The sequence below is a fragment of the Kitasatospora sp. CB01950 genome (genome assembly GCF_001905465.1).
Classification (GTDB): domain Bacteria; phylum Actinomycetota; class Actinomycetes; order Streptomycetales; family Streptomycetaceae; genus Kitasatospora.
Genome location: NZ_LISX01000006.1, coordinates 420,948 through 434,126 on the forward strand (window position 1 = coordinate 420,948; position 13,179 = coordinate 434,126).

Sequence of the window (13,179 nt, forward strand, 5' to 3'; positions counted from 1 at the left end):
AGTCGGCCACAGCCCTGGGCAGAGCCCAGGCTGTCTACGGTATGCGGGCTCAGGTGAGTCCCGGTCTCTCGGGGAAGAAGCCATGACGGCCGTTCCCCGTCCTACGGAACATCACCACGTGGGCCTGCTCGACGACGTCGGGTGGCGGCGGCGTGTTCTCCACGATGATCGTCTGCCCCGGCGAGTGGAGGAAGTGCCGATAAAAGCTGTCGTTGACCTCCGGGGCCAGGTCTGCCTCCTCCTCACCGCGAAGCTGCCCGTAGGTCACCAGGGGTGAGTCCAGCACAAGGAACCCCAGGTGCGGGAGCCTGAAGTCGATGCAGTACTCGGCCAGCGCCGCGGAGAACGCGGACCGCAGCAGTGCCTGCATGCCCCGGCCGTGGTCGGCGCGGGCCTGGCCGCCCGCGCGGACGTCACCGCCGTAGGGGTCGTAACCGGCGTGCTCGGTGCCCGGTACGTTCCAGCGTTCGAGGATCCGCTGGAGCACGGAGTCGAACATCCGCACCGTCCGGCCGGGGATGAGCGAGTCGGCGCGTTTGGCGGGCACCGCTCCGGCGGCGACCAGTTCGGCACGGTGTTCGTCGAGTTCACCGATGCGCGCCAGCACTTCGAGATTGCGCTCGATCTCCGAGCGTTCCGCCAGGATCCGGTCGAGTTCGCCCTTCGCCGGCAGGAGTTGCTCCTCGATCGCCCGGATCGTGCGGTCGAGTTCGGCTCCCCGGGCACGCATCCGCTCCTGTCCCCGGAGGAGCTCTTGTTCCTGTTCCCCCAGGTCGGCGATGGTGAGCCGGAGGTCGGCCAGCAGGGCCCCGGTCTTGGCACCCTCCGCAGTGACGGCCTCGTGCAGATGGGTGGTCTCGTGATCGTCGTGCGCGGGTTCCTGGTGCTCAGGCTCCGCCCCGCAGAAAACGCAGCGGCCGGTCCGGAAGTAACCGAGCAGGTTGCCGGCCTCGCCGACCATCTCCAGGCGGGCGAGGTCCGACTCGTACTGCTGCCGAAGGATGTCGAAACGCCCCAGCAGGTCGCGTACTTCGCCCAGGCGTACCGCCAGTGCTTCCTCGGCCTCGGTGTGCTTCGTCCGCTCGACCGCGATCAGGCTCTGCCGCTCCGTCGCCTCGCGCAGTGAGGCTGTAACCGTCTCCAGGGTGGACGCGAGTCGGGCCTGGCGTGCCCGCAGCTGGTCCACGTTCTCCTCGGTGGTCTGCTTGGCCGACAGGTCGATCACCAGCTGGTCGAGCAGAGCGATCTTGCTCCTCTGGATGCGGCGTTGGGCGGCGTTGGGCACCTTGCTCGCCGGCGGCTCGTCCTCGCCGGTGAGGACGAGCTTCATGACGGACCTGGCGGCGGTCTTCACGGCGTTGCCCCGGACCCGCTGCGAGGGTGGCGTCTGGTCGACCATCCGCTCGTCGGTGACGATCGCCAGGTGGGTGAGGTCCGCAAGCCTGAGGTGCTCGGTGTTCCCTGCCTCGTTGGTGCGGATGTACGCGTCCGCCAGGCCGAGCCGGTCGAGCAGGTAGTGGGAGACGTCGCGCCGGTTCTTCGTCCGCCGCGCGGACAGCACCTCGTCGGGGGAAGCGTGGACGAGGGTCCGCAGGTCGGCTTCGTGGACGTGCACGTTGTTGCTGCTCGGCGCCCGTACGAGGGTGAGCGGGCTGCCGTCCGGCAGGAGCAGCCCGAGCAGGATCTGGCTGTAGCCCTCCGCGTGCAAAATGGCGGGCGTGATGTGGCCGCCGAGCATGTAGTCGATGGAGTCGACGATGAAGGACTTGCCGGTGTTGGAGTCGCCGCAGACCAGGGTGAAGGTCGGGGCGAATTCGAGCTGCGCGTCGGGGACGCCGGACCCGGCGTAGGTGAGGTGGGTCAGCGTGAGCTTATTCATGTCCGTCCCCCGGGTGGTGCGCGCTCGCGGCGAACTGCTCGCGCCAGGTCTGTGTGATGGCCCGCGTGGACGCCAGCGGGTCGGCGTGCGGGGCGAGCCGTTCCACCGCCCAGATCGCCCGGTCGCACAACCGGCCGACGTAGGGCGCTTCGAAGATCCCCAGGAAGCTGGAGCCGCGGGCGGTCGCCCGGTAGACCAGACCTTCGGCCGTGGCATCGATCGACGCGAGGCCGGCCCTTATCAGGACGGCCAGGCCCTCATGGAGGAGTTCGCGTTTACGGCCGAGTTCGCCCGGCTGGGCGGGTAGTTCGGGCAGCAGACTGGGCGGCCCGCCGAACCGCCCACTGTGCAGGACGGCGTGGTCGAGCACGACGAGCGCGGCGAGGTCGAGCGCCTCCGGGTGGGCCTCCGCGAGCAGAGCCAGGGCCCGCATGCCCACCTCCACCGGGCCGTTGAGGGCGTTCACCGCTCTCCTCCGTCGCACCAGGTCAACTTGTCGTCATTGGCGAACTGGTGGCACATGCCCTTGCGCTGGACCTGCCGGAAGTACGACGCGATGGCCGATCCCGACACCTGCAGGTTCCCGGCCTGGGTGACGACCGCCCGCAGCCGGTGCCAGCCCGACTCGTGGTCGTCGTCCGCCACTTCCACCAGGTTGACGAGCACGTCGTCCTGCAGTTCCGCGTAGGCGTCGCCCGGGACGCTGTCCCGGGCGTACAGGCGCAGCTCCTCCGCCGCGTAGAACGCCTCGCGCTGGCGCCGCAGGTGGTCTCTCGACCTGGCGTGGGTGAAGGCGTCGTCCACCGTCACGATCTGCCGCCCGTACCGCTCCTGGTACACGTCGACCAGCTGCGCCAGGAACCGGGCCTCACCGGCGGCGGGCTCGGACGGCACGGGGAGTTTCGCGGGTGCGCCGGAGGGCGGGTAGTTGAAGCGGGCGGCGAACAGTGGGGACTTGCTGTAGACCTCCAGCATCTCGTCCAGGTTGATCGTCCAGAACATGGAGAACTCGGTGGCCTCGGCGAGCTTGACGACGTCGCCGAGGAGCTGTGCGGGCAGCTTCGCCACCGTCTGGGTTCGGCCCCGCAGGTACTCCAGGAAGCGGAACTTGAGCTCGTCCGGCGTCAGCACCAGGTCCTTGAGCCGCGGGTGGATCCTGGGAGCGACGAAGGTGTAGCGCGTCGGCAGCGTCCTGGTGGTCTCCACCGCCGCGACGAAGGGTTTGACCATCTCCGGCAGCGCGTCGGCGACCTCCAACTCGTCCTGGTAGAGCTTGCACTGGAAGCAGTGCCACTCCCCGTTGAGCCTCCGCTCGGTGAAGAACGCCACCACGTCGGCGCCCCGGTCATTGCTGCCGCCGATGATCTCGGTGCCCAGGTAGCCCTCCTCCGGCGCCCGCATACGCACCCACTCGCAGGTGAAGCGCTCCCACTCGTCGGGTTCCCAGAACCAAACCTGCTGCAGGGGCGTGCGCCGGTCGAACCGGTTGGGCGGCACGAGCGCGGCCGGGACGGCGTACTGCGACACAGACACGGCACTCACCGCACTGCCCGACCTGTGCGACAGGTCTTCCACTTCCACCCCCAACGCGCGATCGACGCCCGCGATCAAGCGCGCCGGGTGTACATACCACCACGGGCCGCCGACGGAAACTTCACTCCGGCTCGCACCATGCCAACTGCCGCTCTCCACCTCGGCAACGCGCCATTCGATGACAGTCCCGCTGCCCGGTCCAACAGAAACCACGTCAATGCGCAGCGTGTCGGACAGGCCCCCGAATCTCCGCAACAGATTCGTCTGTCACATCACCGCCGCCGCACGGGCGAAGAACACGGAGCCCGACAGTCGGGCCGGCAGAGCCTGCTGACATGACGACACCCTCGGTCGGGCACTCCCGTCGAGCGCCCGGTCCGCACCCCTGCCCGATCGGGCCCGCCCCCACTTCCCATCACTTCCCACCGCTCCGGTCGACACCGTGCGGCTGCCGGCCGCGGACCGGTGGGGCACCGGTCGATCGGCCGTTCTGCCCGGCCGTCGAACCTCCCCCATGGGTAGGTAAACGCTAGTGCAATTTCACATTGCCATGTTACATTTCATGCCCTGCACCAGCCGGCCTCCCCCCACCTGGAGGCCGCGGCCCCTTTCGGCCATCGACTCCGCCCCACCTCCCCCACAGGAGAATCGGTGTCAATTCCTCGCGCCACGCGCCGAGTCACGCCCGTCCCGACGACGGACCACACCCGCACGCGCCCGCCGGGCACCTAGGCCTGTCTTCAAGCCCCCGCCTGCCCCACGCCCCCTGGCACGCACTCTCGCCGCACCGGGCGAAAGACCAAGTACACCCAGTACGAGGCCTTCCACCCGGCACGCCGAGAGCACGCACCAGACGCCGCGGGGCCGCGACGCGGGTTTGAAGACAGGCGCTAGGCCCTGTCTTTCGGGTCCTGCCGTCCGCGCAATGCCGGATCGCCATCCCCCCCCGCCCCGACGGGCCGGGAGGCGCCCCCACGGAAGCGCCGGCAAACCGTCCAAGTACCCCCAGTACGAGGACAGTTCGCCGACACTCCGAGCCGGGCGCGGCATCCGGGCTTCTTCCGACCCCAAGGGCCGGGGAGCCGCGCGCCGATCCGACAGGATCCGGAAGAGAGGGCCTGGCCGGAGCCCCGACGCCCGTACGAAGGCGCCGCTCCACCGCTTCCGCCGCACCTCCGTACGGGCTTCGAGCTCCGTACCGCCGGCGCGGTCACCCGTAACCGGGCTGCCCGTTCCCTCACGTTCCCGCACCGGTTCCGGCGGCATTCGCCGCCTCGCTCCTCCCCCGGTGCGCCCCGCACAGCACCACCTGACCACCCCCACACCAACGAGGAGACCCCGGTGCGTTCATCAGTCACCGTGCGCAACACCCTGCTCTCGGCCGCGCTCGCCGCCGCCCTCGCGGTCCCGCTGCTGCACAGCGTCCAGGCCTCCGCCTCGCCCGCGCCTGCCGCCTCGGCGGCGGACCGCCCCGCGCCCGCCCCGCAGCAGGCCGGCGACCACGTCGCCCATCAGGGCGCCCCGGGTGGCGGCACCTCGGCCGTCCCGCAGGGCTGGCCCGGCACCGCCGCGCGCCAGCCGACCACCGGCCTGCAGTCCGGCGACCCGGCCGACACCCCCGAGTCGCTCCCGGCGGCCGGCGTCGCGAAGAGCGCCGCCTGCACCCCGGAGGCGTTCACCTCGCTCTCCCCCGCCGCGCTGGTCGACTTCCTCACCGACCGCGGCCACACCTACCAGGACTGTCTGCGCCCGCTACTGGTCAACTGGGACCCGCGGACCGCGAAGGTGATGACGCCCGACCACGTGCGGGCCGTCGCCGCCAAGGTGAGCTCTCTCGCGCCGTCCTTCGACAGCGCCAACAACCTGAACCAGCAGGAACTCTGGTACTACCTGCACATCGCCGTCTTCTTCGACTTCTACCACGCCGAGATCGACCTCGGCGACGACACCACCGTCGCCGCCATCGACCGCGCCATCCGCGACTACGCCGCCAACCCCCGGGTGTTCGACCCCACCAGCACCAATGGCGACACCATGGGCGAGCTGCTGCAGACCAGCAGCGCCCCCAAGCTCCGGCTGGCCCGGCTGCCCCTGGTGAAGCAGGTCATGCGGACGTTCGCCCCCGGCTCGCCCGTGGTCGGCGACCGCGGCTGGAACTGGGCCGTCCAGGGCGCTCTCCAGATCAACTTCCAGGGCATCGAGAACGTCGGCGAGGACCCCGAGGGCCTGTTCCGGGCCGCCGTCGCCGCCGACGCCGACTACCGCGAGGCGTTCCGCGCCTACGCCGGCTACACCCACCTCAAGGGCACGAACAGCGAGTGGGCCGCCGGCGACGCCATGCTGGAGTACGGACGCTTCGCCCGGATCGACGCCGTCAAGTCCGAGCTGAAGCAGCGGATCGGCTCTCAACTGGAGCTCGCCACCGCGACCTTCGGCCGGATGAGCGTGCCCTGGGCCAACCTGGTCGGCCCGGTCAACGACCTCGGGCTCTGCGGCCAGTACGGGGTCTGCCGCGCCGACCTGCAACGCGAGGTCTTCCCCCACACCTACAGCTACGACAACGACACCCTGATCGTGCGCACCGCGCTCGACAAGGCCACCGCCGACCAGCTCTACTACGCCACCAAGCAGGTCAAGGCCCAGTTCTTCCGGACCCTGGGCACCGACCGGCCGCTGGCCGACGACAACCACCCGGCTCTGACCGTCCAGCTGTACGACACCAAGAGCAACTACCAGGCCCTCCAGCGTGTGCTGTTCGGCATCGGGGACGTCCAGAACGGCGGGATGTTCATCGAGGAGAACTCCACCTTCTACACCTACCAACGCACCACCCAGGAGTCGTACTTCAGCCTGGAGGAGCTGTTCCGGCACGAGTACACCCACTACCTCAACGCCCGCTGGGCGATCCCCGGCGAGGGCTACACCACCCGCTGGCCCAGCGACGCCACCTTCGCCATGAACGAGGGCACCGCCGAGTACTTCGCCGGCGCCACCCGTGACAGCGGCGTCAAGGCCCGCAAGTACATGGTCCGCCAGATCGGTTGGGACGACGAGGCCCGCACCCCCCGCCTGACCGTCGACCAGATCCTGCACGCCACCTGGGACGGACTGGGCTTCCGCGCCTACCCCTACTCCGCGACCTTCTTCAACCTGCTCGGCGAGAAGCACCCCGAACAGCTCGCCGAGATGTACCGCCTGCTGCGCGCCGACGACCGCAACGGCTACGACGCCTGGCGCGACCGCCTGGGCCGCGACGCCGGCCTCCAGCAGGAGTACACCGCCTACCTGGACGCCGAGATCCCGCACGCGGACGACCTCTACGTCCCCTCCACCGACTACACGCCCAACGGCCAACTGAACTACGCCTGGGCATCCGAGATCCGCAACGCCTTCGCCTCCGCCACGCAGAACACCCCCGACTGCAAGGACAACGGCGACTGGAACAACAAGATGCGCTTCACCTGCACCGGACGCATCACCGCCAACCTCACCAACTCCAACAACCCCGGCCAGAACCGCAAGGACATGGCCACCACCGTCGACCACTTCCTCCTCGACCGGGGCGGCGCCGCCAACAACAACATGGCCGACATGAACTGCTGGTTCGGCAAGGTCGACGTCTGGCCCTCGGGCCAGGCCGGCACCGCGGACTACTCCTGCGAGGGCCCGCTCCGCCGCTGACACCGCACAACGGTGACGGCCGAACCCCGTCCGCCGCTGCCGAAGGCGCTCGGTGACCCTGTCGACAGGGTCACCGAGCGCCTTCGGCCGTCATGCGCGAACGGCTGAGGCTCGCCGACCGCATCGTCGATCCGCTCACGCACGTGCCCGGTCACGGTCGCCCGGATTTCGCCGGCGGCCGGGTCGCGGCGGCCGACAGTGCGGGACTGCGGATGACCTGGTGCCCCGGCTGGAGGGGCTGCTGCGATCGCTTCCTGTTGGTGGACGGCGTCCTCAAACCGGTCCGGGAGATCCGCTACCGGCGCAGCCGCAGCAAGGACCGGCCCTGAGCCGTCTGTGCCGCCTCGATGGCGCGTATCCGGAGCGCGCTTCCGTCGTTGACCAGGCCGTGGCTCCGAGTAGTTGCCCGGGGCAGGGTCTGTGCAGGCACCGGCTTTCGACGGGGCCCGTGCGAGGAAGGAACGATGAACATGCTGACGGGTGAGGAGCGCCAGGCCGCGGGCAGCAGTGCACGCACCGTGGGCAGGCGGATGGCGGTGCTGGGTACGGCCGTGGGGGCGGCAGTGGTCCCGGCCGGCGCGGCCCAGGCCAACATCGTCGGAGTGGGCAACGCCGTGTTCGGCAACTCCTGCACGAACCACGGCGCCGCGCAGGCCACCGGGACCACCGTCTCCGACAGCGGGACGGCAAGCGGCAACCACCTCGGTCTGCCACTGGACCTGCCCCGCAACCACTGCGGGAGCAGCGGGATCGTCTGCACGGCCGTCTTCATGTCCAGCGTCTGATCCGGTGGGACCGACGTTGTGCGGGACGGGTGGGCTCGTGGCCGGTGTCGGGGGGACGGATGTGTCGCTGGAGGACGCCGCTGTACGGGAGTTGGCTGCCCTGAGCGGGCGCGCGGTGCCGTTGTTGCGGGAATGGGTCGGCGAGTGTCCGCGGCTGGGCGTGGCGCGGGCCCTCCTGATGCTGGCGACCGGCGGGGGCCTGAGCGATGAGGTGCTGCGGGAGGAGTTGGTGGTCGCCCACCGGGACGCGCAGGAGGCCGATGCGCGGTCGGCGAGCCTGGTGTACGGGATCTTCCTTTACACCCACCGACAGTTCCGGCTCACGGCCGATCACCTGGTGACGCACTTCGCACGGTGGCCCGGGGACGAGGTGGCCTCGCTGATGCTGGACGCCTTCCACGCCTGCGGGGACGTCGACTACCGCGCGCACGGTGACGCCCTGGTCGAGCGGCAGTACGCCCTGGCCGGTGCGGACAGCTGGCCGTGGACGGGCAGGCTGGCCTGGACGCGGGCCGAGCAGGGCCGCGCCGAGGAGGCCCTCGAACTGGCCGGGCACACCCTGGCCCGGTTTCCGCGCGCCGGACTCGCCGCGCACGCCCGCGCGCACGCCGAGCACGAACTGGGAGCCGGCCCCGGCTCCACCAGGTTCCTCGACCGGTGGCTGGCCGGGGATCCACAGGCAGCGCAGTTCAAGCACCTGAACTGGCACGCCGCCCTGCAGTCCCTGGCCTGCGGGGACTTCGCGGACGCGCGCCGCCGGGCCGACGAGGTCCTGGGCCGGGCGGACGTGGGGATGCGGTCGGCGACGAACTGGCGTCTGCTGCTGGCCGGGCAGGAACCCGCCGGCCGCTGCGACCTCGACCACGTGCGCGGACTGCTGACCGGGCCGGGCGGGATGGCGGAGGTCTTCCACACCTTCAACCTGGCCCTGGCTCTGGCCGTCGAGTCGGCCACCGGCGACCTTGAGGCCCTGGCCCGCCGGGCGGCCGGTGACACGCGCCCCGACTACAGCGAAGTCCTCGCACCGGTGGTCCAGGCCCTCGCCCACGTGACCGCGGGCCGCCCCCGGGCCGCCGTCGATCTCCTGACCCGCCTGGGCGGGCAGATCGACCGCATCGGCGGCGTACGGGTGGAACGCGAGATCGTCCAGGACACGCTGGCCCGCGCCCTCGTCGACACCGGCGAACACGCGCGCGCGGCGGCCCTCCTGCACGAACGCGTCACCACCCGCCGCCACCACACCTACGAGGACCTCCTCCTCGCCCCGGCCGTCTCGCCGGCCCGCTGACCCTTCACCACCCCGTCGCCTCCTCTTCTCCGGGAGACCTCCCATGCCCGTGCCCCAGCTGATCGTCGTCTCGCTGCGCGGCAGCGGCACACCACTGCTGGCCGGCACCACCACCGCACTCGGCTACACCCCCTACGGCACGATGAGCGGCATCCAACCCGACAGCGGTGAAAGGCCCGGCCCCGGTGAGGTCGCCCCCCTGCTCCGCGCCGCTTACGGCCAGGACGAAGCCGGACGCCTGCTGCTGCACGGGCAGCGCGACAACCGGGAAGAGCTGGAAGCCGCCTTCCAGCAGGCAGTCACTGCCCTGTGGCGGGTGTGGTGGACACGCCTGGGCCAGCCCGTCACCGCCGCCTCACCCGTCGACCCCGTCCTCGAAGACCGTCTGACCCGCGTCCCCGACACCGACCTGCCCCGACTCCTGCCGGGCCGCGGCTGCTGGTACGTCAACAGCCTGGACCTGGAACGAGCCGACGCCGGCTTCCTGCGCGCCTGGCACACCGCCGCACGACCGCCGATCGTCTACCACCACCGCGACGTACGCGACCGCGTCATCGAGCAGATCCACCTGCTCTCCCAGCCCGCCGGGCACGTCGGCACCATGCCCGAACACCTCGTCTACCGCGACATCCTCGGCGCCCTGCCCACCATGGACGCCAAGCTCACCCTCGCCCTGACCGACCCCGGCTTCCCCGGCATGCGCGAAGCCCGCCGCTGCCAGTGGCTGCTGCGCCACCCCGCCGTCTGCGTGCTCACCCACGAAGAACTCGCCGGCCCCGCCCACGGCGGCACCGCCGAAGCCCGCGACCGCGCCCTGCACCGGCTCCTGGCCGCCGCCCGCCACCCGGACCCGGCCGCAGCCCTCGCCACCCTGCCCAACCCCAAGAGCGACCAACTCCCGGCCGGCGTCTGGCGCACGCACTTCAGCCCGGAGCACGAACGCCTCCTCCACCAGCATCACAGCGACCTCCTGCCTCCCCACCCCGACGAGGCCGCGCACACCATCAGCTCCCAACGCACCGACGCCCCGACGCACTCACGCCCCGCATCCCGGTGAACCCGTACCCGCCCTGCCCGCGACCGGCGGGCGCCCGACCGCGCTGCTGTGGCCTGCGCCCTTGGTTCCGCAGGACCGGCCACAACGGCTGCATCAGCACCACCGAGCCCGCCGGCCGCGGTCGCCGCTTCGACGGTCACCCGGAACAGCAGGCCGGCGGCGAAACAGTAGGACGCGACCGCGATCCGGCGGGGCCCCGGCACACCGACGGCCCTGCCCAGGACCGGCCGATGTGGCCGGGCGACCACCAGCGGCCAAAACAGCTGGTCCCAGAATGGCGGGGGTCCGGACAAGCGGCAGGCCACCCAGCCCTCCCCGTGCTGTAGGGGCAAATTGATCCGGTTGCTCCCACCACCATCGGGGCGGCGCGCGGAGGGCCCGTCCCCGGCCGGGTCGGAGCACTCCGCGCGCCGCCCCCGCAGGAACTGCGGCGGCACCGCTTCAGCGGGGCGACGGCTGCGACGTCGGTGGTGTCGCGGCGGCGCGTACGGAGTCGCCGCCGTCGGGCCCGGGCGGCTCGGCGTTCTCCCGGGTCGCCTCCGGCCAGCGGGGCAGGATGCCCCGCGCGCGGGCCTGCACCAGGGTCAGTGCAACGACGGTTCCGGCGACGTCGGGCTGCTGCCCGTCAACTTCCGGCCATTCAAAGGCCGGTCAGGCCGACGGGCCGACGGGCCGCTGATATCGATGCGCGTCCGGATCGACGCGGCCGCCCTTGGTACCACCCCGGCATCTCGCGCTCCCCTCGGCACCGGCCCTTGCGGGCCTCACCCCGAGATCCGTCCGAAGCCGGGACGGATCCATCCGGAAGCGGCTGAATTCACCTACCGCTCCGACCCTCGCGCTCCGGACAGGCCCTGCCGGTGGCCGAAACCACCCGCTCTTCCGACCGAGAACACGACTCGCGACTTGACGCGATATATCGCGTTTCATACTTTGGTCGCGCTGCACAACCACTGGCCCAGGCCTAACCGTTGCCGAACACGGCCGTGAGGGGCCCAGCCACTCAAACCTTGGGAGAGCTCTTTGTCAGGGGCCATCTACGCCGAAGGTCTGGTGAAGCATTTCGGGAACGTTCCGGCCGTGGACGGCGTCGACCTCGACGTCCCCGCAGGTACCGTTCTCGGTCTACTTGGCCCGAACGGCGCCGGCAAGACCACGACCGTGCGAATGCTGACCACCCTGCTCAAGCCCGACGCCGGAATCATCAAGGTGGCCGGCATCGACGTGGTCAAGGACCCGAACGAGGTACGCCGCAACATCGGCCTCTCGGGGCAATTCGCTGCGGTCGACCACTACCTGACCGGCCGTGAGAATCTGCGGCTGGTCGGCCAGCTCTACCAGCTCAACGGGCGCGCCGCGAAGGCGCGCGCCAACCAGCTACTGGAGCAGTTCGACCTCACCGACGCCGCCGACCGTCCGGTCAAGACGTACTCCGGCGGCATGCGCCGCCGGCTCGACCTCGCCGCGGCGCTGATCGTCCAGCCGCCGGTGATGGTCATGGACGAACCGACCACGGGCCTGGACCCGCGCAACCGCCAGGCGCTGTGGGACGTCATCCAAGAGCTCGTCCGTGCCGGTACCACGCTGCTGCTGACCACTCAGTACCTGGAGGAGGTCGACCGCCTCGCGCACGACATCTGCGTCATCGACCGCGGCAAGGTGATCGCCCGCGGCACGTCCGACCAGCTGAAGGCGCAGATCGGCCACGACCGGGTCGAGCTGGTCGTGCACCGGCGGAACGACATCATCGGCGCCAGCGCGATACTGGCGACCCACGGCCACGGCGAGGTCACGGTCGACAACCACACGCGCAAGCTCACCGTGCCGGTCACGGGAGGCGCCCAGGTGCTCGCCGACGTCATCCGCAACCTCGACGGACTGAACATCGCGATCGACGACATCGGGCTGCGCCGCCCGACCCTGGACGACGTGTTCCTCTCACTCACCGGCCGCCCCGCGGAGCCCGGACAGGACGGCGATGCCGAGGAGCAACCCACCAAGGAGAGTGCGAAGTGATCGCTCCCGTCGAAGCGTTGCCCGTAGAGGTGCCGGTGGCTCCGCGTGCCAAGGGCGGCGCGAGCCAGGCCATCCGCGACTCGCTGGTCATCGCCAAGATCACCGTGATCCGATGGACCCGGGTCCCGGAAGTCGTCGCCTTCATGATGATCCAGCCGGTCATGTTCGTGGTGATGTTCTCCTACGTGTTCGGCGGCTCCATGAGCATCGGCGGGACCACGTCTCCGGGCGTCTACCGCGAGTTCCTGATGGTCGGCATCTTCGCCCAGACCATCGCCTTCGGTATCCTGACGACTTCCGGGGCCCTCGCCGATGACATGAGCAAGGGCCTCATCGACCGCTTCCGGTCACTGCCCATGGCCCGCAGCGCGCTGCTCACCGGCCGCACGCTCGCCGACCTGGTGCAGATGGCGGTCACCGTGGTCGTCCTGGCGCTCGTGGGGGCGTTGGTCGGCTGGCGCTTCCACAACGGCGTGCCCAAGGCCCTGGCGGCGTTCGGTCTGCTGATCCTGCTGGGGTACGCGTGTACCTGGATCGGCGCGCTGATCGGCATCTCGGTTCGCACCCCGCAGGCGGCCTCCAGCGCCCCCATGCTCGGGATCCTCCCGCTCGCCTTCATCTCCAACGCCTTCGTCGACCCCGGCCAGATGACGCCCTGGCTGCGGCACGTAGTCGACTGGAACCCGCTCAGCGCCACCGTGCAGGCCTGCCGGTATCTGTTCGGCAACCCGGGTGTACGGCCGTCGGACGCCTGGCCGATGCAGCACTCGGTGCTGGCATCGGTGCTCTACTCGACACTGATCGTCGTAGTCTGCCGCATCCTGGCAGTGCGGAAGTACCGGAACTCCGTGTCGTAGGCACACCGCTTCACCGGCAAGCGGCCCCGGCCCCGCCCTGCGGGACCGGGGCCGCTCGGGAACTGGCGCAGCGTCAGGTGTTC

The 13,179-nt window shown here is 70.6% G+C and carries 10 protein-coding genes; 7 read left to right on the forward strand and 3 right to left on the reverse strand.

Translation table 11 applies throughout. The annotated features are described in order from the left end of the window. Positions 1-49: 49 nt before the first annotated feature. From AMK19_RS18495 to AMK19_RS18505, 3 genes are read right to left on the reverse strand one after another with little or no spacing between them, the layout of a single operon-like run. Positions 50-1,879: a hypothetical protein gene (locus AMK19_RS18495; protein WP_073812996.1), complete on the reverse strand. Its 1,830-nt coding sequence runs from the start codon at positions 1,877-1,879 to the stop codon at positions 50-52. Continuing rightward, positions 1,872-2,345, reverse strand: coding sequence for an ABC-three component system middle component 2 (locus AMK19_RS18500; RefSeq protein WP_073812997.1), 474 nt, complete (start codon positions 2,343-2,345; stop codon positions 1,872-1,874). Before AMK19_RS18500 ends, AMK19_RS18495 begins: the two co-directional genes overlap by 8 nt. After that, positions 2,342-3,412: an ABC-three component system protein gene (locus tag AMK19_RS18505; RefSeq protein ID WP_143200264.1), complete on the reverse strand. Its 1,071-nt coding sequence runs from the start codon at positions 3,410-3,412 to the stop codon at positions 2,342-2,344. The genes AMK19_RS18500 and AMK19_RS18505 overlap by 4 nt, the downstream gene beginning before the upstream one ends. 1,341 nt (positions 3,413-4,753) lie before the next feature. On the opposite strand from AMK19_RS18505, the gene AMK19_RS18510 reads away from it, so the two are divergent. From AMK19_RS18510 to AMK19_RS18540, 7 genes are all read left to right on the forward strand, one after another. Beyond that, positions 4,754-7,093: a collagenase gene (locus tag AMK19_RS18510; RefSeq protein ID WP_073812999.1), complete on the forward strand. Its 2,340-nt coding sequence runs from the start codon at positions 4,754-4,756 to the stop codon at positions 7,091-7,093. 92 nt (positions 7,094-7,185) lie between these two features. Further along, on the forward strand, positions 7,186-7,422 hold the full coding sequence (locus AMK19_RS18515; RefSeq protein ID WP_073813000.1) for a hypothetical protein: 237 nt from the start codon (positions 7,186-7,188) through the stop codon (positions 7,420-7,422). A 135-nt stretch (positions 7,423-7,557) separates the two neighbouring features. Beyond that, positions 7,558-7,878: a chaplin family protein gene (locus AMK19_RS18520; RefSeq protein ID WP_241844465.1), complete on the forward strand. Its 321-nt coding sequence runs from the start codon at positions 7,558-7,560 to the stop codon at positions 7,876-7,878. Between the two features lie 37 nt (positions 7,879-7,915). Then, on the forward strand, positions 7,916-9,166 hold the full coding sequence (locus AMK19_RS18525) for a hypothetical protein (protein ID WP_143200265.1): 1,251 nt from the start codon (positions 7,916-7,918) through the stop codon (positions 9,164-9,166). A gap of 43 nt (positions 9,167-9,209) precedes the next feature. After that, on the forward strand, positions 9,210-10,223 hold the full coding sequence (locus tag AMK19_RS35275; RefSeq protein ID WP_073813004.1) for a hypothetical protein: 1,014 nt from the start codon (positions 9,210-9,212) through the stop codon (positions 10,221-10,223). A gap of 1,023 nt (positions 10,224-11,246) precedes the next feature. Beyond that, entirely contained in the window at positions 11,247-12,239 is a 993-nt protein-coding gene (locus AMK19_RS18535; protein WP_073813005.1) for an ATP-binding cassette domain-containing protein, read from the forward strand. Further along, the gene (locus AMK19_RS18540; protein ID WP_443135019.1) at positions 12,236-13,096 is read left to right on the forward strand and encodes an ABC transporter permease; all 861 of its coding nucleotides are present in this window, start codon (positions 12,236-12,238) and stop codon (positions 13,094-13,096) included. The genes AMK19_RS18535 and AMK19_RS18540 overlap by 4 nt, the downstream gene beginning before the upstream one ends. Positions 13,097-13,179: the final 83 nt, after the last annotated feature.

Coding starts and splice junctions, on each gene's coding strand:
- AMK19_RS18495 (WP_073812996.1), bottom strand. CDS start 1,879: ATGAATAAGCTCACGCTGACCCACCTCACCTACGCCGGGTCCGGCGTC.
- AMK19_RS18515 (WP_073813000.1), top strand. CDS start 7,186: ATGCGCGAACGGCTGAGGCTCGCCGACCGCATCGTCGATCCGCTCACG.
- AMK19_RS18520 (WP_241844465.1), top strand. CDS start 7,558: ATGAACATGCTGACGGGTGAGGAGCGCCAGGCCGCGGGCAGCAGTGCA.
- AMK19_RS35275 (WP_073813004.1), top strand. CDS start 9,210: ATGCCCGTGCCCCAGCTGATCGTCGTCTCGCTGCGCGGCAGCGGCACA.